Here is a 25323-nt window from a genome sequence, read left to right on the forward strand (position 1 = left end):
GAAATGACTTCTGCGTTGTCCTCGACCCGGTTGCCTTGCGGCAGCCGGGTTCTTGATTTGGCCCATACACACGTTATGGGCATTCTTAATGTAACCCCTGATTCCTTTTCCGATGGTGGTCGCTTCAGTCAGCTTGATGCTGCGTTGCGCCATGCGGAAGCGATGGTGGCTGCCGGTGCGACTCTGATTGACGTCGGTGGCGAATCAACCCGGCCCGGCGCGCGCGCAGTTTCTCCCCTGGAGGAGCTGGAACGGGTTGCTCCGATTGTCGAGCGCATCCATCAAGAGCTGGACGTCATCATCTCTGTCGACACCTCGACCCCTGCCGTTATGCGCGAAACTGCGCGGCTGGGTGCAGGGTTGATCAACGATGTGCGCTCTTTGCAGCGCGATGGCGCTCTGGATGCGGCCGCCGCGACGGGGCTGCCGGTTTGCCTGATGCATATGCTTGGCGAGCCGGGCACGATGCAGGACGACCCGCATTACGACAATCTGGTCGGTGAAGTGAAAGGTTTTCTTGCCGAGCGCATGGCTCAATGCGCGGCGGTGGGGATTGCTCCCGAGCGGATAATCCTCGACCCGGGATTTGGCTTTGCCAAGACCTTGCAGCACAATTTAAGCCTGTTCAAGCATATGGAATCCCTGCATGCCCTTGGTCGCCCCTTGTTGGTCGGGGTTTCGCGCAAGAGCATGATAGGTCTGGCGTTGAATCGTCCGGTGGGTGAGCGGCTGCATGGCGGCCTGGCACTTGCGGCACTTGCCGTGGTCAAGGGTGCGCGCATCTTGCGCGTGCATGACGTGGCCGAGACGATAGATGTAGTGCGGATGATCGCAGCGGTTGAATCAGCCGAATAAGAATGATGGAGCACTTATGACTAAAAAGTATTTTGGCACCGATGGCATTCGCGGTCGGGTCGGCGAATTCCCGATTACTCCCGATTTCATGCTCAAGCTGGGCTGGGCCGCCGGCATGGCGTTCCGCAGCATGGGGGCCTGCCGTATCCTGGTGGGCAAGGACACGCGTATCTCGGGTTATATGTTTGAGTCTGCGCTGGAGGCAGGTCTGTCTGCTGCCGGCGCTGATGTGATGCTGTTGGGGCCGATGCCTACGCCGGCGATCGCTTACCTGACGCGTACCTTTCATGCTGAAGCCGGTATCGTGATCAGCGCTTCGCACAATCCCCACGATGACAACGGCATCAAGTTCTTCTCAGGCCAGGGCACCAAGCTGCCGGATGAGATCGAGCACATGATCGAAGAGTTGCTGGATGCGCCGATGACCGTCGTCGAATCGAGCAAGCTGGGCAAGGTTTCGCGGATTAACGACGCTTCCGGCCGTTACATCGAGTTCTGCAAAAGCAGCGTGCCAAGCAGCACCAATTTTGCCGGGTTGAAGGTCGTCATCGACTGCGCCCACGGCGCGACGTACAAAGTCGCACCGAGTGTGTTCAAGGAGCTTGGCGCAGACGTTACTGTACTGTCGGCGCAGCCGAACGGCCTGAACATCAACGACAACTGCGGCTCAACCCACATGGGTCAGTTGCAGGCGGCTGTCCTGGCTGAGCATGCCGACTTGGGCATCGCGTTCGATGGTGATGGCGACCGCGTATTGATGGTCGACCACACTGGCGCGATCGTCGATGGCGACGACCTGTTGTTCATCATCGCCCGTGACCTGCATGAGCGTAACAAGCTGCAAGGCGGCGTCGTCGGTACCTTGATGAGCAATCTTGGCCTGGAGCTGGCCCTGGCAGATCTGGGGATCCCGTTTGTGCGCGCCAATGTCGGTGACCGCTACGTGATTGCCGACCTGCTGGAGCGTAATTGGCAGGTGGGTGGCGAAAATTCCGGTCATATCGTCTGCTTCCAGCACACGACTACCGGGGATGCGATCATTGCGGCGCTGCAGGTGCTGCTGGCGCTGCGTCGCCGTGAAGAAAGCCTGGCCCAGGCGCGGCAGGCGTTGCGCAAGTGCCCGCAAGTGCTGCTCAACGTGCGCTTTGCAGGCGGTGACAACCCTATCGAGCATCCGGCTGTCAAAGAGGCCAGTGAGCGCGTGACTGCCGCCATGGCGGGGCGTGGCCGGGTCTTGCTGCGCAAGTCGGGTACCGAGCCTTTGGTGCGTGTAATGGTCGAGGGCGAGGACGAAACACAGGTTCGCGGCTATGCCGAAGAGCTGGCAAAACTGGTAACTGAAGTTTGCGCCTGAATTCGGCTTGCCAGTGATGATGTGGTTGGGTAACATCTGCGCCCACTTTGACCGACGAGGTACAGCATGCGTCGCACTATGGTAGCTGGTAACTGGAAGATGCACGGTACCCGCGCCAGTGTCGCTGAGCTGATCAATGGCCTTCGTCATTTGGCCTTGCCTGGCGGTGTTGATGTCGCGGTATTCCCGCCTTGCTTGTATATCAATCAAGTGATTGATGGCTTGAAAGGCAAGTCGATCCAGGTCGGCGCGCAGAACTCTGCGGTGGAATCCATGCAAGGTGCGTTGACCGGTGAGATTGCACCGAGTCAGCTGGTTGATGCGGGTTGCTCCCTGGTGCTTGTTGGGCACTCCGAGCGCCGCCAGATCATGGGCGAGCGTGATGGGACACTCAATCGCAAATTCGCGGCGGCACAGGCTTGCGGCTTGGTTCCGGTGTTGTGCATAGGGGAGACCCTTGAGCAGCGTGAGTCCGGTAAAACTCTTGAGGTTGTCGGGCGTCAGCTGGGCAGCATCATCGAGGAGCTGGGAGTCGGTGCCTTTGCAAATGCAGTAATTGCTTACGAGCCGGTCTGGGCCATTGGCACCGGGCTGACTGCTTCGCCGCAACAGGCGCAGGATGTGCACGCAGCCATCCGCGCGCAGTTGGCGGCAGAGAATTCTGAGGTCGCACGAGGTGTGCGGCTTCTATACGGCGGCAGCGTGAAGGCGGCCAATGCGGTCGAACTGTTCGGCATGCCGGATATCGATGGGGGGCTCATTGGTGGAGCTTCCCTGAATGCAGATGAGTTCGGTGCGATCTGTCGCGCCGCGGGAAACTGAAAAAATGCTGGAAACAGTCATCGTTGTTTTTCATCTGCTGGGTGCACTGGGCGTAGTTGCTCTGGTTTTGCTGCAGCAGGGTAAAGGTGCGGACGCTGGTGCGTCTTTCGGGGCAGGTGCTTCAAATACTGTGTTCGGAAGCCAAGGTTCCTCTACCTTTCTTAGTAAGTTTACTGCTATACTTGCCGCCGGTTTCTTCATAACCAGCTTGGGGTTAGGTTACTTTGCTAAAGAGAAAGCTCATGTGCTGACTCAAGTAGGTCTCCCAAACCCAGCAGTGTTGGAAGTACCAAAAGCAAAACCGGCTTCTGATGATGTCCCGGTGCTTCAAGAGCAAAAGTCGGCTACCCCAGCGACTGACGTACCTCCAGCTCAAGAGCAGAAGTAAGAAGGTTGTAAACGCTGTATTGCCGAGGTGGTGGAATTGGTAGACACGCAACCTTGAGGTGGTTGTGCCCATAGGGTGTAGGGGTTCGAGTCCCCTTCTCGGTACCAATTATCAGGAGAGCCCGCTGTTGCGGGCTTTCTTGTAGGTGGAAGGTTACATTGACCCTGTAAGGGATCGGTCGTATACTTCCGCCCCAGCTTTGTCGCGGGGTGGAGCAGTCTGGTAGCTCGTCGGGCTCATAACCCGAAGGTCGTCGGTTCAAATCCGGCCCCCGCAACCAGTTTTAGCGGAGCCCCTTTTAAGGGGCTTTTTGTTAGCTGGACACTTTCAACGCCGCTGTTCGACGGCGTTTCAAGGATGGGCGTTTCGCCCATTTTTTTATTTTGCACAGCATGCACATACATGCACGAGGGGGTTCAGGTGTCGAGCAAGCTAGAAGAGTTGCAGGCCTTGTTGGCCCCGGTGGTCGTGGCCCTAGGCTATGAATGCTGGGGTATTGAGTTTTCGGCTCAAGGTCGCCACTCAATGTTGCGCGTTTATATCGATAAAGAGGGCGGCGTGCTGGTGGACGATTGTGCCATTGTCAGCCGTCAGATCAGCGGTGTCCTGGATGTTGAAGATCCGATCTCCGTTGAATACACCCTCGAAGTTTCCTCGCCTGGCATGGAACGCCCACTGTTCACTATTGATCAGTTTGCAAAATTTGCCGGTGAACAAGTGAAGATCAAGCTGCGCTCTCCCTTTGAAGGGCGACGCAACTTTCAGGGCCTTCTGCGCGGTGTAGAAGAGCAGGACGTCGTGGTGCAGGTAGAAGACCATGAGTTCCTGTTGCCGATCGATATGATCGACAAGGCCAACATTATTCCCAGTTTTGACTGAGACGCGGATCCCGCGGATCCAATGGCTTGCGAAAGGCGAGGCGTACGATGAGCAAAGAAGTACTGCTGGTTGTTGAGTCGGTATCCAATGAAAAGGGCGTACCGGCAAACGTGATTTTTGAAGCGCTGGAGCTGGCCCTGGCCACTGCTACCAAAAAGCGTTTTGAAGACGAAGTTGATCTGCGTGTGGAAATCAACCGCCACACCGGTGCCTACGAGACTTTCCGTCGCTGGACGGTCGTCGAAGAAGCCGATCTTGATGATCCGGCCATCGAAACCTGGCCGAGCAAGGTTGCTGAAACGCATCCGGGCGCCCAGGTCGGTGATGTCGTCGAAGAAAAGATCGAATCCATCGAGTTCGGCCGCATCGCTGCACAGACTGCCAAGCAAGTCATCGTGCAGAAGGTCCGCGAAGCCGAGCGCGCTCAAGTCGTTGACGCTTATCGCGAGCGCCTGGGGGAAATCATCTCCGGCACCGTGAAAAAAGTCACCCGCGACAACGTGATCGTCGACCTGGGTAACAACGCTGAAGCGTTGCTGGCCCGCGAAGACATCATTTCCCGCGAAACTTTCCGGGTTGGCGTGCGCTTGCGTGCGCTGCTCAAGGAAATCCGCACCGAGAACCGCGGCCCTCAGTTGATCCTGTCGCGTACCGCGCCGGAAATGCTGATCGAGCTGTTCCGCATCGAAGTGCCGGAAATTGCCGAAGGCCTGATCGAAGTCATGGCTGCGTCCCGCGATCCGGGTTCACGCGCCAAGATCGCGGTCCGCTCCAAGGACAAACGCATCGACCCGCAAGGCGCTTGCATTGGTATGCGCGGTTCGCGCGTCCAGGCAGTGTCGGGCGAATTGGGCGGTGAGCGTGTGGACATCGTCCTGTGGGACGATAACCCTGCGCAGTTCGTGATCAACGCAATGTCGCCTGCTGAAGTGGCGGCAATTATCGTTGACGAGGATGCCCATGCAATGGACATCGCCGTTGGCGCAGACAATCTGGCTCAGGCCATCGGTCGCGGTGGTCAGAACGTACGTTTGGCCAGCCAGTTGACCGGCTGGACCCTGAACGTGATGACCGAATCGGACATCCAGGCTAAGCAGCAAGCAGAAACCGGTGACATCCTGCGCAACTTCATCGACGAGCTGGAAGTCGACGAAGACCTGGCACAGGTGCTGGTAGATGAAGGCTTCACCAGCCTGGAAGAGATTGCCTACGTACCGTTGGAAGAAATGCTCAACATCGACGGCTTTGACGAAGACACCGTCAACGAGCTTCGCGCTCGGGCCAAGGATCGTTTGTTGACTAAAGCCATCGCTACTGAGGAAAAGCTGGCAGACGCCCATCCGGCCGAAGACCTGCTCTCGCTTGAGGGTATGGACAAGGATTTGGCGATGGAACTGGCGGTGCGCGGCGTAATTACCCGCGAAGACCTGGCCGAGCAGTCTATTGACGACCTGCTCGACATCGACGGCATTGACGATGATCGTGCCGGCAAGTTGATCATGGCCGCCCGAGCCCATTGGTTCGAGTAATTAGGCGCGGCCTGAGGAGAGAAGTGCATGACGCAAGTCACGGTGAAACAACTGGCCGATGAGGTCAAAACACCGGTAGAGCGCCTGTTGCAGCAGATGCGTGAGGCAGGTCTGCCGCACACCGCCGCCGATGAAGGTGTGAGCGATAGTGAGAAGCAGTCTTTGCTGACTCACTTGAAGAGCAGCCACAAGGCGAAAGTGGAAGAACCGCGCAAGATTACATTGCAGCGCAAAACCACCAGCACCCTGCGTGTTGCTGGCAGCAAGAGCATCAGCGTTGAAGTACGCAAGAAGAAAGTCTTCGTACAGCGCAGCCCGGAAGAAATCGAAGCCGAGCGCAAACGCGAACTGGAAGAACGTCGCGCAGTAGAAAATGCTGCTCGTCAGAAGGCTGAAGAAGAAGCCAAGCGTCGCGCCGAAGAAGAAGCGCGTCGCCAGCCTGCTGCTGCGCAACCTGCTAACACTGAGGCCGTTGCTGCGCCTAGCGCGCCTGTTGAAGCTGTTCGTGAGGCCGCTCCGGTTGCCGCCGCGCCAGCTCCTGCAGCCGACGCTCGCAAACGCGAAGAACCTCGCCGCCCGGACAAACCACGTGCCGACGATAACAATCGTCGTGGCAGTGGCGATGGTGAGCGCAAAAACGCTCCACATCGTGCTTCGGTCAAAGAGAAGGCGCCAGCGCCACGCGTTGCCCCACGTACTACCGACGAAGAAAGCGACAGCTTCCGTCGCGGTGGTCGCGGCAAGGCCAAGCTGAAGAAGCGCAACGCCCACGGTTTCCAGAGCCCAACCGGCCCTGTCGTGCGTGATGTGCAGATCGGCGAGACCATCACTGTTGGCGACCTCGCCAATCAGATGTCGGTCAAGGCTGCTGAAATCATCAAGTTCATGTTCAAACTGGGTACCCCAGCGACCATCAACCAGGTACTGGACCAGGAAACTGCCCAACTGGTTGCTGAAGAGCTGGGCCACAAAGTGACCCTGGTCAGCGACACCGCCCTGGAAGATTCCCTGGCCGAGTCCCTGAAGTTTGAAGGCGAGACGTTCTCCCGTGCGCCAGTCGTGACCGTAATGGGCCACGTTGACCATGGTAAGACCTCGCTGCTCGACTATATCCGTCGTGCCAAGGTAGCTGCAGGCGAAGCCGGCGGCATCACCCAGCACATCGGTGCATACCACGTTGAAACCGAACGCGGCATGGTCACCTTCCTCGACACCCCTGGTCACGCCGCGTTTACCGCCATGCGTGCCCGTGGTGCCAAGGCGACTGACATCGTGATCCTGGTAGTTGCAGCGGACGACGGCGTAATGCCGCAGACCATTGAAGCTGTCCAGCACGCTAAAGCCGCTGGTGTTCCTCTGGTTGTTGCAGTGAACAAAATCGACAAGCCGGGCGCCGATCTCGATCGCATCCGTAGCGAACTGTCGGTTCACGGCGTGACTTCCGAAGAGTGGGGCGGTGATACGCCATTCGTTTCGGTTTCGGCGAAAGTCGGTACCGGTGTAGACGAACTGCTCGAAGCTGTCCTGCTGCAAGCCGAAGTTCTCGAACTGAAAGCAACTCCATCGGCCCCGGGTCGTGGTGTTGTGGTTGAATCGCGTCTCGACAAGGGTCGTGGCCCGGTTGCAACCGTTCTGGTTCAAGACGGTACCCTGCGCCAAGGCGACATGGTCCTGGTCGGTTCGAACTATGGCCGTGTACGTGCCATGCTCGACGAGAACGGCAAGCCAATCAAGGAAGCCGGTCCTTCCATCCCTGTCGAGATCCTCGGCCTGGACGGTACCCCGGACGCTGGCGACGAGATGAGCGTGCTGTCGGACGAGAAGAAAGCCCGTGAAGTGGCTCTGTTCCGTCAAGGCAAGTTCCGCGAAGTCAAGCTGGCCCGTGCTCACGCCGGCAAGCTGGAAAACATCTTCGAGAACATGGGCCAGGCAGAGAAGAAGACGCTTAACATCGTCCTCAAATCTGACGTTCGTGGTTCCCTCGAAGCGTTGAACGGCGCCTTGAATGGCCTGGGTAACGACGAAGTGCAAGTGCGTGTGGTCGGCGGCGGTGTCGGTGGTATCACCGAATCCGATGCCAACCTGGCGCTGGCCTCCAACGCTGTACTGTTCGGCTTCAACGTGCGTGCCGATGCTGGCGCACGGAAGATCGTCGAGCAGGAAGGCCTGGACATGCGTTACTACAACGTCATCTACGACATCATCGAAGACGTCAAGAAAGCCCTCACCGGCATGCTTGGCAGCGACGTCCGGGAGAACATCCTGGGTGTGGCCGAGGTGCGTGACGTGTTCCGCTCGCCGAAATTCGGCGCGATCGCCGGTTGCATGGTTATCGAAGGTGTTGTGCACCGTAACCGTCCAATCCGTGTACTGCGTGAAGACATCGTTATCTTCGAAGGCGAGCTGGAATCCCTGCGCCGCTTCAAGGATGACGCTTCCGAAGTACGTGCCGGCATGGAATGCGGTATTGGCGTCAAGAGCTACAACGACGTCAAGGCGGGTGACAAGATCGAAGTCTACGAGAAGGTCCAGGTTGCTCGCAGCCTCTAACTCGCGTACTTCAAGGGCCACGCAGCGCCCGGGCATGCAAATGCCTGGCGCTGTGTCCGGACTCTAAACGCAACGCCCGGTCTGGCTTTTGTCAGGCCGGGCGTTTGCCGCTTTCAGACCCCACGGGTTTCACCGTGTGGCAGCAACAGGTAACAAGACATGGCAAAAGAATACAGCCGTACCCAACGTATCGGCGATCAGATGCAGCGTGAGCTGGCACAGCTGATCCGTCGTGAAGTAAAAGACCCACGTGTTGGCCTGGTCACCATCACCGCCGTTGAAGTCAGCCGTGACGTTGGTCACGCCAAGATCTTCATCACCGTGATGGGCCAGGACAACAGCGAAGAAATCGCGCAAAGCATCAAGGTGCTCAACTCCGCCGCAGGTTTCCTGCGTATGCAGTTGGCCCGTGAAATGAAGCTGCGCAGCGTTCCTCAGTTGCACTTCCACTACGACGAAAGTGTCGTGCGTGGCGCGCACCTGTCGGCACTGATCGAGCGGGCCGTGGCTGAAGACAATCAGCACCCGGAATCCGCCACGCCTGAAGACGCCAAGGAGTAATCGGTGGCTCAGGTCAAACGTATCCGTCGTAATGTCAGCGGCATCATTCTGCTCGACAAGCCCATTGGTTTTACCTCCAATGCGGCGTTGCAGAAGGTTCGCTGGCTGCTCAATGCCGAGAAGGCAGGGCACACCGGCAGCCTCGACCCCTTGGCCACCGGCGTGTTGCCGTTGTGCTTCGGCGAGGCCACCAAGTTTTCGCAATACCTGCTCGATTCCGACAAGGGCTACGAGACCCTGATGCAACTGGGCAAGACCACCACCACGGCAGACGCCGAAGGTGATGTTTTGCAGGTTCGCGAGGTGACCGTTGGTCGTGCTGATATCGAAGCTGCCTTACCTGCTTTTCGTGGGCAAATCAGTCAGATACCGCCGATGTACTCGGCTCTCAAGCGTGATGGCCAGCCTCTATACAAGCTGGCACGTGCAGGGGAAGTGGTGGAGCGCGAACCGCGTTCTGTTACTATTGCGCGCTTGGAATTGCTCGCCGCTGAAGGCGACACTGCCCGGTTGGCGGTGGACTGCAGCAAAGGCACCTATATCCGCACCCTCGTGGAAGATATCGGTGAGCAACTAGGCTGTGGCGCATACGTTGCAGAACTGCGACGCACCCAGGCAGGCCCTTTCACCCTGGCCCAGACGGTCACGCTGGAAGAGCTGGAAGCAGTGCATGCCGAAGGCGGCAACGAAGCGGTTGATCGCTTCCTGATGCCATCGGACAGCGGTTTACTGGATTGGCCATTGCTGCACTTCTCGGAGCACAGCGCGTTCTACTGGCTTAACGGCCAGCCGGTACGTGCACCGGATGCCCCGAAGTTCGGCATGGTGCGGGTACAAGATCACAACGGTCGCTTTATCGGTATCGGTGAAGTGAGCGAAGACGGGCGCATCGCGCCGCGTCGACTGATTCGGTCAGAATGACCGAAACCAGTTTGTGGTAAAAGCGCAGTAGCTTTTACTCAAACTGGAACGAGGGTGGCTGTTAGCAGGCATGGTCACTACTCATTTTTAGATACAGGGATTTGTCCCTGGCCTGTTGAAACTGCCCTTTGGGTGGTTTCCTGAAAAAAGGATTGCCTCATGGCTCTCGACGTTCAAGAAAAAGCACAAATCGTTGCTGACTATCAGCAAGCTGTTGGTGACACTGGTTCGCCAGAAGTGCAAGTTGCACTGCTGACCCACAACATCAACAAGCTGCAAGGTCACTTCAAGGCCAACGGTAAAGATCACCACTCCCGTCGTGGTCTGATCCGCATGGTAAACCAGCGCCGTAAGCTGCTGGACTACCTGAAAGGCAAGGATCTGGGTCGTTATCAGACTCTGATCGGTCGCCTGGGTCTGCGTCGCTAATAAGCGATTGCGCTAGAGGTTGGTTGGCTGTCGTGTGTCAGTGGGTTTCCCGCTGGCCCATGGCAGGCTTCCAGCCTCAAGTTTTATCTGGATACACGTTTTACCCTGGACAGGCGTTGGGCCGATTCCCGACATTGCCCAAGAATTTCGCAAGAAGACAAGTTCCCCAAGAGCCACAAAGAAGGTAGGACACCGTGAACCCGGTTATCAAAAAATTCCAGTTCGGTCAGTCGACCGTTACCCTCGAGACAGGCCGTATCGCCCGTCAAGCCTCCGGCGCAGTGCTGGTTACCGTTGACGACGACGTCACCGTATTGGTGACCGTTGTAGGCGCCAAGACCGCTGACCCAAGCAAAGGCTTCTTCCCTCTTTCCGTTCACTACCAGGAAAAGACTTACGCTGCCGGTAAGATCCCTGGTGGTTTCTTCAAGCGTGAAGGCCGTCCTTCCGAGAAAGAAACCCTGACTTCCCGACTGATCGACCGTCCGATCCGTCCGCTGTTCCCAGAAGGCTTCATGAACGAAGTGCAGGTTGTCTGCACCGTCGTTTCCACCAGCAAGAAGACCGATCCGGACATCGCTGCGATGATCGGTACCTCGGCGGCCCTGGCCATCTCCGGTATTCCTTTCGATGGCCCGATCGGCGCTGCCCGTGTTGCATTCCACGAAAGCACCGGCTACCTGCTGAACCCGACTTACGAACAGCAGAAAGCTTCGAGCCTGGACATGGTCGTTGCCGGTACTTCGGAAGCCGTGTTGATGGTTGAATCGGAAGCCAAAGAGCTGACCGAAGACCAGATGCTGGGCGCTGTACTGTTTGCTCACGACGAGTTCCAGGTTGTGATCAACGCTGTCAAGGAACTGGCCGCTGAAGCTGCCAAGCCAACCTGGACCTGGGCTCCTCAGCCAGAAGCTACCGCACTGCTGGGCGCTATCCGCTCCGAGTTCGGCACCGCTATCTCCGACGCCTACACCATCACCATCAAGGCCGACCGTTACGCTCGCCTGGGTGAGTTGAAGGACCAGGTTGTTGCCAAGCTGTCCGGTGAAGAAGGCCAGCCTTCTTCCAGCGAAGTCAAAGCAGCCTTCGGCGAAATCGAATACCGCACCGTTCGCGAAAACATCGTTAACGGCAAGCCACGTATCGACGGCCGCGACACCCGCACCGTACGTCCGCTGAACATCGAAGTCGGCGTTCTGCCAAAAACCCACGGTTCGGCCCTGTTCACCCGTGGTGAAACCCAGGCCCTGGTTGTTGCAACACTGGGTACTGCCCGTGACGCACAGCTGCTGGACACCCTGGAAGGCGAGAAAAAAGACCCGTTCATGCTGCACTACAACTTCCCTCCATTCTCGGTAGGTGAGTGTGGTCGCATGGGTGGTGCTGGTCGTCGCGAAATCGGTCACGGCCGTCTGGCCCGTCGTTCGATTGCAGCCATGTTGCCTGCCGCCGACGTGTTCCCGTACACCATTCGTGTTGTGTCGGAAATCACCGAGTCCAACGGTTCCAGCTCCATGGCTTCGGTCTGCGGCGCTTCCCTGGCTCTGATGGATGCCGGCGTTCCGATGAAGGCACCGGTTGCCGGTATCGCCATGGGCCTGGTTAAAGAAGGCGAGAAGTTCGCCATCCTGACCGACATCCTGGGCGACGAAGACCACCTGGGCGACATGGACTTCAAAGTAGCCGGTACCGCCAAAGGTGTTACCGCGCTGCAGATGGACATCAAGATCAAGGGCATCACCGAAGAAATCATGGAAATCGCTCTGGGCCAAGCCCTGGAAGCGCGCCTGAACATCCTCGGTCAGATGAACCAGATCATTGGCCAGTCCCGTACCGAACTGTCGGAAAATGCTCCGACCATGATCGCGATGAAAATCGACACCGACAAAATCCGTGATGTTATCGGTAAAGGCGGCGCGACCATTCGTGCGATCTGTGAAGAGACCAAGGCTTCGATCGACATCGAAGACGACGGCTCGATCAAGATCTTCGGCGAAACCAAGGAAGCGGCTGAAGCGGCACGTCAGCGCGTCCTGGGTATCACTGCTGAAGCCGAAATCGGCAAGATCTACGTCGGTAAGGTTGAGCGCATCGTCGACTTCGGCGCATTCGTCAACATCCTGCCGGGCAAGGACGGTCTGGTTCACATCTCCATGCTGAGCGACGCTCGCGTTGAGAAAGTGACCGACATCCTGAAAGAAGGCCAGGAAGTGGAAGTGCTGGTACTGGACGTGGACAACCGCGGCCGTATCAAGCTGTCCATCAAGGACGTAGCAGCAGCCAAGGCTTCGGGCGTTTAATCACCCCGTCGCTGCAAGCTGAAAAAGGACTCTTCGGAGTCCTTTTTTTATGCCTGCGGGAAACTGTCGCGAAATCAGGCGTTTAGCCATACCCCAAAAGCCGCAACTTGCATGCAGGCACGTTCGTCTTCATGCAAGTTGCACGATTCCGAAAATCACCTGTTTTCATAACGTATTGTTTTATAAGGATTTAATTGGCCGCGTCGAGTTGGCACACTGTCTGCAATATCCCTGTTAACGCTGCAGCATCAAGGTTTACGTACTGCAGACTTTTAATAAAACAGGAGTTACTCGTATGAAGAAGTTCGCTCTCGCTACTGCTACCGCTCTGACCCTGGCCATGGGTGCTAACGTAGCCTTTGCTCAGACTTCCCAAGCCCCTATGACGCTGGCGGCCGGTGAAGTCACCAAGGCTAAAGAGTCCACTTCGGATACCTGGATCACCACCAAAGTCAAAGCTGACCTGCTGACCGAGAAAGGTATTCCTGGTTCGGACATTAAGGTTGAGACCAACAAAGGTGTGGTTTCCCTGTCCTCGACAGTTGCTATCTCTGACGCTCAGAAAGCTACTGCTGTAGCGATCACCAAGAAAATCAAAGGCGTAACCGCAGTTTCGGCTGACGGCCTGATGGCTGGCGGCGCTACCAAGGCTGATAACGTCGACAAAACCAAAAGCGCAGCTGCTGGTGCCAAAGAGTCCACCTCGGACACTTGGATCACCACCAAAGTGAAAGCTGACCTGGTAACCGAGAAAGGTATTCCTGGCACCGACATCAAAGTCGAAACCAACAAAGGTGTAGTTTCCCTGTCGTCGACCGTCGCAGTGACTGAAGCGCAGAAAACCACCGCGGTGAACATCACTAAGAAAATCAAAGGCGTTAAAGCTGTATCGGCCGACGGCCTGAAAGCAGAGTAACGCTTAACGAATCGCCTGAGCTAGGCGGAGGCGGCCACGAGCGAGTTAGATATCCGCTCAATGCACCTCACAGGTTCATGCGACCGACCACACGGATGTGGTCATTACAGGCCCCGGCACTTGTGTCGGGGCCTGTTCTATTGTGGGTAGAAAAGTGGGGAGGTCAGCGAGGCTCTTGTGGCGAGGGGGCTTGCCCCCGTTGGGCTGCGTAGCGGCCCCTTGGTATGACGACGGTGATCCGCCTGAATGACCGCGACGCCCTCATTGGGGCCGCTACGCAGCCCAACGGGGGACAAGCCCCCTCGCCACAGGTACTCAGCGGGTGCCGGTTTATTCGGCATCCAGATGCATCGGTGTTACCACCCGACCATCTTTCTCCGCTTCCCCAAGGTTTGCATCGATAAAGTAAACCCGCTCATCTTCCAGCTGCGCCTTGTCTACCAGGTAGTCCTTGATCGCGCTGGCGCGGTCCTGGCCCAGTTGGCGCAGCAACACGTCACTGCCACTCCAGAACTTGATCACACCGTCCCGCAGCTTGGCGGTGCGCTCGTCATTGCTCAGGTCTTTCCATTCGGCCGGAGGCTGTTGTTTCAGGCGGGTGCGGTAGATGCCTTCCAGCAGCGGCGCCTTTTCCTTTTCCGGTACTTCAAGCAGCGACGCCTGGGCCGGCACCTTGTCGCCACGGCGCTGGAGGATCTTGTAGTAGTTGTACTGGTATTCGCGTTCCAGCCGTTGTGCGGCCAAAAGCGGGCCGTCACTGCTGGCAGCGGCGGTGCCTTCGATCTCCAGGCGCAGCGCAGGGCGCTCCTTGAGGGCTTTGGCCAGGCTGTCGAGGGCCGACTGGGAATCCTTGCTCAGCTCGCTGGAGCCTGCGGCAAACGACACGTTGCCAAGGTCTTGAGCACCACCACCGCTGATCAGGCCGCCAATGAACTTGAATGGCGCCGTGGCCGCACGCACTACCAGGTTGCGCAGGGTCTGCCAGACAATCGGCATGACGCTGAACTGCGGGTTGTTCAAGTCGCCGGTCACCGGCAGTTCGATCGAGATCTTGCCGTCGGAGTCCTTGAGCAGGGCTATCGCCAGGCGAATCGGCAGGTCCACGGCGTCGGCGCTGTCGACCTTCTCACCCAGTTGCAGTTGCTCGACCACCACCTTGTTTTCGGCCTTCAACTGGCCCTTGGTGATGACGTAATGCAGGTCAAGGTTGAGCCGACCCTTGCGGATGCGGAACCCGGCAAACTTGCCCGAGTATGGCGTCAGGGTGGTCAGTTCGACGCGTTTGAAGCTGGTGGCGATATCCAGTGCGGCCATCGGGTCAAACGGATTCACGCTGCCCTTGATGGTGACCGGTGCATAACGGTCAACCTTGCCCTTGACGTCGACGCTCGCCGGTTTGGCCTGGCGACTGTCAATGGTGCCGATCTGGCCGTTGAGCTGCTGGATGGCCGTGGCGAAGTTCGGGGTCAGGCTGAAGTCGGCGAAGTTGGCCGAGCCGTCGTTGATCGCAATTTGACCAATATGAATGCCCAGGGGCTTCTCTTTGCTGGCCGCAGGTTTCGCCGCGGACTTGCCGGGGCTGTTGGCCGGCTGCGGGATCAGCAGGTCATCGATGTTGGTGGTGCGGTCATCGTTGATCATGAAGCGCGCATAGGGCTGCAACAGGTTGACCTTGTCGATCGACAGGCTGTCGCCATGTTGATAATTCACGCCTTCCAGCACCAGGCGCTGCCACTTGAGGAAGTCGCGGGTCTTCATGGTGTCCAGGGTGTGCAACTGGTCGACCTGGGCCCGGCCGGTCACCTGGAATGCCAGGGGGTCGGTGCTTTTCAGGTTCACGTCGAGGTTGCTGCCGAGCATGCCGCTACGCAGTTCCAGGCGGATAAATGGGCTGATATAGGACTGGGCGACGCGCAGGTCGATGTCTTTGGTGTCCACTTTCAGCTTGGCGCTGACCGGGCTCAGGTTGACCTGGCCGGTCGCCTCGAGCTTGCCTTGTTTGCCTACGCCGGTATCGAGCTTGAGGGTAAAAGGGCTTTGGTTAAGGCTGTCGAAACCCTGCAGGTCAAGGTTCAGCGGCCCGACTTCCAGGGCGACTGCCGGTTTGGCCGAGCGGTCAGCCAGATGCACTTGATAGTCGCGCAGTTGCACGTCCTTGAGCAGCACTTGCCAAGGCTTGCTCGGCGCTGCCGGTGCAGGTTTTGGCGAGTCGGCGGTAGCGGGTGCGGTGGCTGGCTCGGCTGCGGGTGCAGTTGCAGGTTTGCTCGGATGGCTGGCAAACAGCTTCTGCCAGTCCAACTGGCCGTCGGCTTCAAGGGCGGCCCAGGTTTCGAGTTTATTACTGCGGATCTTGCCGACGATCACTTGCTGTTTGGCCAGGTCCACGGTGGTTTCGCTGACGTCCAGCTTCTGCAGGCGCGCGAGCGGCCGGCCATCCGGTGCCTTGATCGCAAACGGCGCGACACTCAGGGCGACGTTGGTCAGGTTCAGCTCGGTTTCCTTGGCCAGGCTCAGCTTGTAGTCGGTGCTGAAGTTGAGGATGCCGTCTTCCAGAACCAGCGGCACCGCGTCACGCACATACGGCCACCAGACTTTCATCTTGCCGTCGGTAACCTTGAGTTTGCCCTCGGAGGCGATCGGGATCAGGCTGAAGTTACCGGTCCAGTCGATCTGGCCGCCTTCAGGGCCGGCTGCCACCAGGGTCATGTCGGCGTTGTCATCGGGCAGCGTGCTGAGGTTTTTCAGCTCGAAATCGAGTTTGTCGTAGAGAAACTCGATCGGCTCGCTCGGGCGCAAATCCTGGAAGTGCACATAGCCGCCTGCCAGCTTGATGTTATCGATGCGCAGCGGGAATGGCTTGGCGTTTGGATCGGTTGGTGTCGGTTCGCTGGCCGGGAGTTTGAACAGCTGCGCCAGGTTGAGCTGGCCGGATTTGTCGAACAGCAGCTCGGTCTTGGGCTTGTCGAGTTGTACGTCGGCCAGGTGCAGGGCGCGGGTCCACAGGCTGTCGATCTGCAGGTTGGCATAGAGGCGTTCAAAGGCCACTTGCTCCTTGCCCGGCTCACCGATATTCAGGCCCCACACGGTCAGTTCGAGGCTGAACGGGTTGAGCTCGATACGCTCGACACGCGCCGGCACCGTGGCGTAGTTGGCCAACTGTTGGTTGGCCACGCGAAGGGCAATGCCGGGGAGAATCAGGAAGCCCAGCAAGCTGTACAGGGCAAGGGCGGTCAGCAAGGCGCCAGCGGCGCGAATCAATCCTTTGGGCATATGTGACGCCATCTATGTCAATCAAGAGTGCCTTGGAGTATGGCACGGGTTTACGGTTCCGAAGAGCCGGGCCTTTATTACTGCGCCCTGACCCTTTTGGGACAAGTCCTACAGTTGCAGGATCAGGGTCTTCAGCGGTGGTTGCTGGTCGTGGGACGGGAAGTCTGCGCCGGGTGTCATGACCTGCCAGTCGCGCACCGGGCGCCCGGCCTTTTCCGCGCAGCGCAGGACCTGGTCACGCCAGTCGTCCATGCCGACTTTCGCCAGGTTGTTGCAGCAGATCAGCACGCCGTTGTCGGCCGTGGCCAGCAGCGCCGGCTTGAGCAGGCTCTGGTAGTCGCGCAGCAGGTCGACCGTGCCGAAGGCGCTCTTGGCCCAGGCGGGGGGGTCGAGCAGTACCAGATCGTATTGACGCTGCTCCAGGCGCGGGTAACTCGGCAGCTTCTGCCCCCGACGCTGGCTGATGGGCAGGCCGGCCAGCTGGCGGATTGCCGGGAAGTAGTCGGACTGGATGAATTCCATCGTCGGCAATTGCGGGTTGAGCTGGCCGTTTTCGCGACCGACCGCCAGGTTGCCCTCGGCAAAGTCCAGGTTGCACACCTCACGAGCGCCACCGGCAGCGGCGCTCAGGCCTACGCCGCAGGTGTAGGCAAACAGGTTCAGCACGCTTTTGCCGGCGCTGTGTGCCTTGACCCAGCCACGGGTGTTGCGCAGGTCCAGGAACAACAGCGGGTCTTGCCCGGCATGGCGGCCGCGCACGCGGTAATTGAGGCCCCATTCGTGGCCGACCAGGTCTTCCAGGGCTGCGGGCTCGGCGCGGTACACCGTGTCTTCACGGTCGATGCGCGAGTTGCCCCGGGAGCGGTCGTTGTAGACCAGCAGCAGTTCAAGCCCCAGGTGCTGGTTGATTGCTTGATGCAGGTGCAACAGGTCGTCGCTTTCCAGCGACTGGTGAAAACTCTGCACCAGCAGTTGCGGGCCGTAGCGGTCGATCGTCAGGCCGCCGGCGCCTTCCTGGCTGCCGTGGAACAGGCGATAGCAATCGGTACCTTGTGCATGCAACTCGGCGAGCAGGTCCTGGCGATGATCGAGGGCGGCGCGCAGCGCCTGATTCAAGGAAGACATAGTGCGCGCCTTGCAGAGTAATTGGGGCGCGGGAGTTTAACAGTTATGGCTCTAGCAGGCCCATTCGCCTGTGGGCCCGCTGCACCGAACCATTGCGCATGGCCCAGCGCAACAACGGCGCGCTGCGCCTGACCCCGGCACGAATCATCTGGCGCTGGATCGGGCTTTGCTTCTGCCCGAGCATGTCGCTGGCCCAGTCCGGCAGCAGGTCGATACCGGCCTGCATCATCAGCGAGCCAAACGGCTTGGCCAGGGTGCTCGGAGACGGCGCATTGAGCAGCAGGCGCAGGACTTCGTCGCTGCGCTGGTCACACAGCAGTTGCGGGCGGATACGCTCAAGGTAATCGGAAATTTCCTGGCGCGAACGCGGCACATGGCGCGCGCCCAATTGCTCGGCCACCAGGGCGATTTCGCTGTAGTACCGGTCTTGATCCCTCGCAGATAAATCCGGGTTGCGATAACGCAGGTGGGCCGCGAGAAAGTTGCTGACCTCCGCCACATGCACCCAGGTCAGCAACTCGGGATCACTGGCGGCATACGGTCGGCCGTCCGGTGCATGGCCGACCACTTGCAGGTGAATGGTGCGCACTTTCTCGATCAGCCATTCGGCGTCACGCCGCGAACCAAACGTGGTGCCGGAAATGAACTGCGAGGTGCGTCGTAACCGCCCCAGCATGTCCTGCCGAAAGTTCGAGTGGTCCCACACGCCGGCCAACGCCAGCGGGTGCAATGCCTGCAACATCAACGCGCTGATGCCGCCGATCAACATGCTGCTGAAGTCGCCATGGACCTTCCAGCTCACCGAGTTCGGCCCAAAGAGACCCGGATCGCCCTTGGGGTTCTCCAGGTCGAGTTGGCCCAGCGACAAGCCGGTCAGGCTCATCAGCTGGTTTTCGATGCGGCTGCGAATGAATTCCATGGGTTCCTAGCGGTTGAGGCGCTTGTCGATCAGGCCATCCACCACGCTCGGGTCGGCGAGGGTGGAAGTATCCCCCAGGCTGTCCAGCTCGTTGCAGGCAATCTTGCGCAGGATCCGCCGCATGATCTTGCCTGAGCGGGTTTTCGGCAAGGCCGGCGCCCATTGAATCAGCTCGGGCTTGGCGAAGCTGCCGATTTCCTTGCTGACCAGGTCCAGCAGGTGTTTTTTCAGCGCGTCGTCGGGCTCGACGCCATTCATGGGCGTGACGAAGGCATAGATGCCCTGGCCTTTTACGTCGTGTGGATAACCGACCACCGCGGCTTCTGCGACCTGATCATGCAGCACCAGGGCGCTTTCGACTTCGGCGGTGCCGATGCGGTGCCCGGAAACGTTGATCACGTCGTCGATGCGGCCGGTGATCCAGTAGTCACCGTCCTCGTCGCGCCGCGCGCCGTCGCCGGTAAAGTAGTAGCCGGGGTAGGGTTTGAAATAGGTGTCGATCATCCGCTGAGGGTCGCCGTACACGCTGCGGATCTGCCCTGGCCAGCTGGATTTGATCGCCAGCACGCCGCTGCCGGCGCCACTGATTTCCTTGCCTTGCTCATCAAGCAGCACCGGCACTACGCCAAACATCGGCTGGGTGGCGCAGCCGGGCTTGATGCGCTGGGCGCTGACCAGCGGGCTGAGCATGATGCCGCCGGTTTCGGTCTGCCACCAGGTGTCGACAATCGGGCAGCGTTGTTCGCCCACGGCATTGAAGTACCAGTCCCAGGCTTCCGGGTTGATTGGCTCGCCGACACTGCCCAGCAGGCGCAGGCTGGCGCGGGAAGTGTTTTCCAGTGGCCCGTGGCCTTCCCGCATCAGCGCGCGTAACGCGGTCGGCGCGGTGTAGAAGATGTTGACCTTGTGTTTGTCGATCACCTGCCAGAACCGCGAGCTGTCCGGGTAGCTCGGCACGCCTTCGAACATCAGCGAGGTCGCACCATTGGCCAGTGGCCCGTACACGATATAGCTGTGGCCGGTGACCCAACCGACATCGGCGGTGCACCAGAACACTTCGCCGTCGCGGTAATCGAGCACGTACTTGAAGGTCATCGCCGCTTGCAGCAGGTAACCGCCGGTGGTGTGCAACACACCTTTGGGTTTGCCGGTGCTGCCGGAGGTGTAGAGGATAAACAGCGGGTCTTCCGCATCCATCGGCTCGGGCGGGCAGTCGTCGCTGGCTGCATTCAGGGCCTGTTGATACTTGAGGTCGCGCCCTTCAGTCCAATTGACTGCCGCGCCAGTGCGCTGCACCACCAGTACCGTGCTGACACCCGGGCAACTGGCCAGGGCCTTGTCGACATTCTGTTTCAGCGCCACCGGCTTGCCGCCGCGCACGCCTTCATCGGCGGTGATCACCGTGCGGCAATCGGCGTCGAGAATGCGGTCGCGCAGGGCGTCCGGCGAGAATCCGCCAAACACCACCGAATGTACCGCACCGATCCGCGTACAGGCCAGCATCGCGTAGGCCGCCTCGGGAATCATCGGCATGTAGATACACACGCGGTCGCCTTTCTTTACGCCACGGCTTTTCAGCACGTTGGCCAGGCGGCTGACGTTTTGGTGGAGCTGGCGGTAGGTAATTTTGGAAGACGTCGCAGGATCATCGCCCTCCCAGATGAAGGCGGGCTGATCAGCGCGTTGCGCGAGGTGACGGTCGATGCAGTTGTAACTGACATTCAGTTGGCCTCCGGCAAACCATTGCGCGGAGCCGGTCTTGATGTCGGATTTCTGGACGGTCTGCCAGGGCGTGCTCCAGTCGAGAAAACGCTTGGCCTGTTCGGCCCAGAACGTATCGGGTTGCTCGACGGATTGGCGGTAGAGGCGCTGGTAGTCCTCTTGACTGAGTTGCGCAGCCCGGCGGACGGCATCGGCGGTGGGGAACGTGGTGATATCGAACATGAGGGATCCTTATTCTTGTTTTTTGCGACAAGAGGGGAGCTTTGCGACCCTCGTAGGAGCTGGCTTGCCAGCGATTGCATCACCTCGGTATTGAGTTTCACCGAGGTGTTTGCACGCTGGCAAGCCAGCTCCTACAAGGGTCCGCTCCCGCAGGTTCAGACCCTCATTGTAGTGCTGATACCATCAACCGCGGTGACGGCCGCGGAAGTAGTTGATCAACCCTTGGGTGGACGCGTCGTCCGCAGGCTGTTCTTCGGTGCCGGTCAGGCGGTTGTAGACGCCTTTGCCCAGCTCCTTGCCCAACTCCACGCCCCACTGGTCGAACGCGTTGATGCCCCAGATGACGCTTTGCACGAACACTTTATGCTCATACATCGCGACCAGTGCGCCAAGACGGCGAGGGCTGATGCGTTCAACCACAATGGTGTTGCTCGGACGGTTGCCCGGGATCACCTTGTGCGGTGCCAGCTTCTGCACTTCGGCTTCGTCCATGCCCTTGTCGCGCAGCTCGGCTTCAGCCTCGGCGCGGGTCTTGCCGAGCATCAGGGCCTGGCTCTGGGACAGGCAGTTGGCGTACAGCCACTGATGGTGGTCGGAAACCGGGTTGAAGCTGACGATCGGCACGATGAAGTCGGCCGGGATCAGTTGGGTGCCCTGGTGCAGCAGCTGGTGGTAAGCATGCTGGCCGTTGCAGCCTACGCCGCCCCAGATAACCGGGCCGGTGTCGGTGGAAACCGGCGTACCGTCCTGGCGCACGCTCTTGCCGTTGGATTCCATGTCCAGCTGTTGCAGGTGCTTGGTGATGTTACGCAGGTAGTGATCGTACGGCAGGATTGCGTGGCTCTGCGCGCCCCAGAAGTTGCCGTACCACACGCCCAGCAGGCCGAGCAGCACCGGCATGTTCGCCTCGAATGGAGCGGTCTGGAAATGCTGGTCCATGGTGTAGGCGCCGGACAGCAGTTCCTTGAAGTTGGACATGCCGATGGCCAGCGCGATGGGCAGGCCGATGGCCGACCACAGCGAGTAACGACCGCCCACCCAGTCCCACATCGGGAAAATGTTCTCTTCGCGGATACCGAAGGCCACGGCCGCCGCATTGTTGCTCGATACGGCGATGAAGTGGCGATACAGCTCGGCTTCCGAGCCACCCTGGGCCAGGTACCAGGCGCGGGCGGCCTGGGCGTTTTTCAGGGTTTCGAGGGTGTTGAAGGATTTTGACGAGACGATGAACAGCGTGGTCTCGGCGCGCAGCTTCATGGTCAGCTCGTGGAACTCGCTGCCGTCGATGTTTGCCAGGTAATGGCAGCGCACGCCTTTGTGGGCGTAGGACAACAGCGCTTCAGACACCAGCTCCGGGCCGAGGAACGAGCCACCGATACCGATGTTCACCACGTCGGTGATCGGCTTCTCGGTGTAGCCACGCCACAGGCCGTCGTGGATGCGGCCGACCAGGTCAGTGATCTGGTTCAGCACCTTGTGCACGTCCGGCATGATGTTCACGCCGTTGACCGACAGTTTGTCACCCACTGGGCGGCGCAGCGCGGTGTGCAGCGCCGGGCGACCTTCGGAAGAGTTGACCGGCTCGCCGTTGAACAGCGACTTGATCGCGCCCTGAAGGTCGACTTCCTTGGCCAGGCCTACCAGCAGGTCGCGGGTTTCGCTGGTGATCAGGTTTTTCGAGTAATCGAGGAAAAGTCCGCAGCTGCTCAAGGTGAACTGGGTAAAGCGCTGGGGATCGGCATTAAAGGCTTCGCGCATGCTGAAATCCTGCATGGCTTGGCGATGTTGATTGAGCGCTTGCCAGGCGGGCAGAGCGGTAACGTCATGAGGAGTGCGGTAGTACGCCATCGCTGCGGGTTTCCTTTTTATTGCTGGGACTGCTTTTAGGACACTTGAAAGCCGGGAATGTCCTGTCTTTGTGAAGATGACAGGCTCCGGTCAACGCCAACGAAGAGCGTAGGGCGAATACATTAAACCTAGCGTGTCGATCTGTCTTGGCTTTGTCTGCGCTGTGGCCGGTACTTTTTTATACCGGCCGATCAGGCAGTGCAACAGGCGGGGTGTGCGGCGGGGTCAGTTCAGGTGCAGATGCAGGTTGTCGATCAGCCGGGTGGCGCCCAGGTAGGCGGCGACCAGGATCACCAGGTCTTTGTCTTCGGCGGTGGCCGGACGCAGGTGCAGGCCCTGGCGAACCTCCAGGTAGTCCATGCGAAAACCTGCCGCTTCGATCTGCTGGACCTGTGCGGCGCGCAGTTTGGCGAAGTCGCGGTCGCCCGCTTCAATGGCTGCGGCGATCTGGCTGAGGCTGCGGTACAGCACCGGTGCGATCGCGCGCTGCTCGTCGGTGAGGTAACCATTGCGCGACGACAGCGCGAGGCCGTCGTCGGCGCGCACGGTCGGCTCGCCGATAATCTGGATCGGCATGTTCAGGTCATGGACCATGGCGCGAATCACCGCCAGTTGCTGGTAGTCCTTCTGGCCAAAGATCGCCAGGTCCGGCTGGACCATGTTGAACAGCTTGCTGACCACCGTGGCCACGCCTTCAAAATGCCCGGGCCGGCTGGCGCCGCACAGGCCTTCGGACAGTTGCGGCACGCTGACGCGAGTCTGGCCGGCCATGCCGTCGGGGTACATCTCCTCGACGGTCGGGGCGAACAACAGGTTGCAACCGGCTTGAAGCAGCTTTTCCTGGTCAGCCGCCAGGGTGCGCGGGTATTTGTCCAGGTCTTCGCCGGCGCCAAATTGCAGCGGGTTGACGAAAATGCTCGCCACCACGAAGTCCGCTTGTTGCGCAGCCTTGGTGACCAGCGTGGCATGGCCGCTGTGCAGGTTGCCCATGGTGGGCACGAAGCCGATGCGCTTGCCCGCACTGCGGGCATGGGTGACGGCGGCGCGCAGTTCGCGCACGGTCTTGACGGTGTTCATGCGGAGAATCCGTGTTCGGCGCCCGGGAAGGTGATGGCTTTGACTTCGCTGACATAGGCGGCGAGGGCTGATTGGATGCTGTCCTGGCCCGCCATGAAGTTCTTCACGAACTTGGGTACGCGGCCGGTAAGGGACAGGCCCAGCATGTCATGCAGTACCAATACCTGGCCGTCTGTGGCAGAACCGGCGCCGATACCGATCACCGGTACTTTAACGGCCTGGGTGATTTCCGCTGCCAGCTCGCTTGGCACGCATTCGAGCAGAATCATGCACGCACCGGCCTGTTCAAGGGCGATGGCATCGGCCCGCATCTGGCGCGCCTGGGCTTCGCCGCGGCCTTGTACCTTGTAGCCGCCGAGGATATTCACCGACTGTGGCGTCAGGCCCATGTGCGCGCAAACCGGTACGCCGCGTTCAGCCAGCAAACGAATCGACTCGGCGAGCCAGGCGGCACCTTCAACCTTGATCATGTGTGCACCGGCACGCATCAGTTGAGCACTGTTGGTCAGTGTCTGTTCGATGGTGGCATCGGCCATGAAGGGCAGGTCGGCAATGATGAAGGCGCCTTCGTTGCCGCGCTTGACGCAGGCCGTGTGGTAAGCGATTTCATCGTTGGTGACGGGCAGGGTGCTGTCATTCCCTTGTAGAACCATGCCCAGGGAGTCCCCCACCAGCAACACTTCAACTCCTGCCTGGCTGCTGGCCTGGGCAAAAGTGGCGTCGTAGCAGGTCAGCATGGTGATCTTTTCACCTTTGAGCTTGAGGCTCTGCAAGGTGCTCAGGGTAACGTTTGGCATGAAAAGGGTCCTCATTCAGGCGCTTGGAAACAGCGAGTAACGCGCGTGAGTCTTCGTTTATACAGGCGCACTTTCTTAAGGATCAGTGCTTATAAGGCCTGGATTGCGCCCTTTAGCGCCGGGTAGGCGGCAGCGGGACGCCTATAGTCGTGAGGAGGACTCTGGAAGTCAATTGGATGTGTTACCGCATTGTTACGGCGATGGTGTTACCGCTGTTACTGATGCGATTCAGCAGTAAATGATGCGTAGTAAATGCAGGAGCGAGCTTGCTCGCGAAGGTCGTCAATGATGACGCGGGAAGCCTGGCGCCCAGCGGTGTTCTCAGGTTTTTCGCGAGCAAGCTCGCTCCTACAGGTTTGAAGGCAGGCGTTCCAGGCCGACAAACGGGCAGGCATCCAGCAGGTCGCCGAGCAGGCGGCCATCGGCCAGTTGCAGGCTGGCCGGGGCCAGTTCTGCCAGCGGGTAAAGCACGAATGCACGCAGGTGCATTTGATAGTGCGGCACCTTCAGGCGCGGCTCATCGATCAGCCGGTCGCCAAACACCAGGACATCCAGGTCCAGGGTGCGCGGGCCCCAACGCTCAAGACGCTCGCGGCCCTGGTCATTCTCGATGGCTTGCAGCGCATCGAGCAGTTCCAGTGGTGCCAGGGCGCTGTCCAGGGCCGCGACCGCATTGGTATAGCGCGGCTGGCCCGGGAGCAGGGAATCACTTTGATAGAAGGCGGAGACGCCCGCCAGCGTGGTGTCCGGCAATTGCGCGAGGGCCTCGATGGCGTCGCGCAATTGTTGTTCAGGGGCAGCCAGGTTGCTGCCCATGCCGACGTAGATACGTTCCACGT

At 59.4% G+C, this 25323-nt stretch carries 20 protein-coding genes and 2 tRNA genes; 14 read left to right on the forward strand and 8 right to left on the reverse strand.

What is annotated here, in order from left to right:
- The first annotated feature begins 3 nt into the window (after positions 1–3).
- The 14 genes from folP to HX814_RS17540 all read left to right on the forward strand — a co-directional run bounded on the left by folP (position 4) and on the right by HX814_RS17540 (position 13504).
- Complete coding sequence (gene folP, locus HX814_RS17475) at positions 4–855, forward strand: dihydropteroate synthase (protein WP_087693399.1); 852 nt, start codon at positions 4–6, stop codon at positions 853–855.
- Positions 856–871: 16 nt separating this feature from the next.
- Positions 872–2209 (forward strand): phosphoglucosamine mutase, encoded by a 1338-nt coding sequence (glmM, locus tag HX814_RS17480; protein WP_003212196.1) that lies wholly within the window; start codon positions 872–874, stop codon positions 2207–2209.
- 66 nt (positions 2210–2275) lie between these two features.
- Positions 2276–3031, forward strand: coding sequence for a triose-phosphate isomerase (gene tpiA, locus HX814_RS17485; protein WP_008436843.1), 756 nt, complete (start codon positions 2276–2278; stop codon positions 3029–3031).
- 4 nt (positions 3032–3035) lie between these two features.
- Positions 3036–3419, forward strand: coding sequence for a preprotein translocase subunit SecG (gene secG, locus HX814_RS17490; protein ID WP_026078118.1), 384 nt, complete (start codon positions 3036–3038; stop codon positions 3417–3419).
- Positions 3420–3440: 21 nt separating this feature from the next.
- Positions 3441–3526: transfer RNA gene (locus tag HX814_RS17495), tRNA-Leu, on the forward strand.
- A gap of 96 nt (positions 3527–3622) precedes the next feature.
- A tRNA-Met gene (locus HX814_RS17500) sits at positions 3623–3699 on the forward strand.
- A 140-nt stretch (positions 3700–3839) separates the two neighbouring features.
- Positions 3840–4298, forward strand: a complete 459-nt coding sequence (gene rimP / locus HX814_RS17505; RefSeq protein ID WP_003235029.1) for a ribosome maturation factor RimP — start codon at positions 3840–3842, stop codon at positions 4296–4298.
- Between the two features lie 47 nt (positions 4299–4345).
- Positions 4346–5827, forward strand: coding sequence for a transcription termination factor NusA (gene nusA, locus HX814_RS17510; RefSeq protein WP_003212187.1), 1482 nt, complete (start codon positions 4346–4348; stop codon positions 5825–5827).
- Between the two features lie 27 nt (positions 5828–5854).
- On the forward strand, positions 5855–8377 hold the full coding sequence (gene infB / locus HX814_RS17515) for a translation initiation factor IF-2 (RefSeq protein ID WP_003212186.1): 2523 nt from the start codon (positions 5855–5857) through the stop codon (positions 8375–8377).
- Positions 8378–8536: 159 nt separating this feature from the next.
- A complete protein-coding gene (gene rbfA, locus HX814_RS17520; RefSeq protein ID WP_003212184.1) occupies positions 8537–8938 on the forward strand; it encodes a 30S ribosome-binding factor RbfA in 402 nt (133 codons plus the stop codon).
- Positions 8939–8941: 3 nt separating this feature from the next.
- Complete coding sequence (gene truB / locus HX814_RS17525) at positions 8942–9859, forward strand: tRNA pseudouridine(55) synthase TruB (protein ID WP_003212182.1); 918 nt, start codon at positions 8942–8944, stop codon at positions 9857–9859.
- 159 nt (positions 9860–10018) lie between these two features.
- Positions 10019–10288, forward strand: a complete 270-nt coding sequence (rpsO, locus tag HX814_RS17530; protein WP_003177875.1) for a 30S ribosomal protein S15 — start codon at positions 10019–10021, stop codon at positions 10286–10288.
- A 194-nt stretch (positions 10289–10482) separates the two neighbouring features.
- Positions 10483–12588 carry a polyribonucleotide nucleotidyltransferase gene (gene pnp / locus HX814_RS17535; RefSeq protein ID WP_003212180.1) on the forward strand — a complete coding sequence of 702 codons (2106 nt, stop codon included), beginning with the start codon at positions 10483–10485 and terminating at the stop codon, positions 12586–12588.
- 295 nt (positions 12589–12883) lie between these two features.
- Positions 12884–13504 (forward strand): BON domain-containing protein, encoded by a 621-nt coding sequence (locus HX814_RS17540; RefSeq protein ID WP_003212178.1) that lies wholly within the window; start codon positions 12884–12886, stop codon positions 13502–13504.
- Between the two features lie 330 nt (positions 13505–13834).
- Here the strand turns inward: HX814_RS17540 and HX814_RS17545 are convergent, their stop codons facing one another.
- The 8 genes from HX814_RS17545 to folK all read right to left on the reverse strand — a co-directional run bounded on the left by HX814_RS17545 (position 13835) and on the right by folK (position 25321).
- On the reverse strand, positions 13835–16774 hold the full coding sequence (locus tag HX814_RS17545) for a DUF748 domain-containing protein (RefSeq protein WP_177009215.1): 2940 nt from the start codon (positions 16772–16774) through the stop codon (positions 13835–13837).
- Positions 16775–16882: 108 nt separating this feature from the next.
- On the reverse strand, positions 16883–17899 hold the full coding sequence (locus HX814_RS17550) for a class I SAM-dependent rRNA methyltransferase (protein ID WP_102368082.1): 1017 nt from the start codon (positions 17897–17899) through the stop codon (positions 16883–16885).
- 43 nt (positions 17900–17942) lie between these two features.
- On the reverse strand, positions 17943–18818 hold the full coding sequence (locus HX814_RS17555) for an oxygenase MpaB family protein (protein ID WP_177009214.1): 876 nt from the start codon (positions 18816–18818) through the stop codon (positions 17943–17945).
- Positions 18819–18824: 6 nt separating this feature from the next.
- On the reverse strand, positions 18825–20762 hold the full coding sequence (gene acs, locus HX814_RS17560; protein ID WP_177009213.1) for an acetate--CoA ligase: 1938 nt from the start codon (positions 20760–20762) through the stop codon (positions 18825–18827).
- A 183-nt stretch (positions 20763–20945) separates the two neighbouring features.
- Positions 20946–22610, reverse strand: a complete 1665-nt coding sequence (pgi, locus tag HX814_RS17565) for a glucose-6-phosphate isomerase (protein ID WP_003212168.1) — start codon at positions 22608–22610, stop codon at positions 20946–20948.
- 225 nt (positions 22611–22835) lie between these two features.
- The gene (gene panC, locus HX814_RS17570; RefSeq protein WP_003212166.1) at positions 22836–23687 is read right to left on the reverse strand and encodes a pantoate--beta-alanine ligase; all 852 of its coding nucleotides are present in this window, start codon (positions 23685–23687) and stop codon (positions 22836–22838) included.
- Positions 23684–24484 (reverse strand): 3-methyl-2-oxobutanoate hydroxymethyltransferase, encoded by an 801-nt coding sequence (gene panB, locus HX814_RS17575; protein ID WP_102368085.1) that lies wholly within the window; start codon positions 24482–24484, stop codon positions 23684–23686. Before panB ends, panC begins: the two co-directional genes overlap by 4 nt.
- A 348-nt stretch (positions 24485–24832) precedes the next feature.
- Positions 24833–25321, reverse strand: coding sequence for a 2-amino-4-hydroxy-6-hydroxymethyldihydropteridine diphosphokinase (gene folK / locus HX814_RS17580; RefSeq protein WP_087693395.1), 489 nt, complete (start codon positions 25319–25321; stop codon positions 24833–24835).
- Positions 25322–25323: the final 2 nt, after the last annotated feature.

This window comes from Pseudomonas sp. C8002 (assembly GCF_013385765.1).
Taxonomy (GTDB): domain Bacteria; phylum Pseudomonadota; class Gammaproteobacteria; order Pseudomonadales; family Pseudomonadaceae; genus Aquipseudomonas.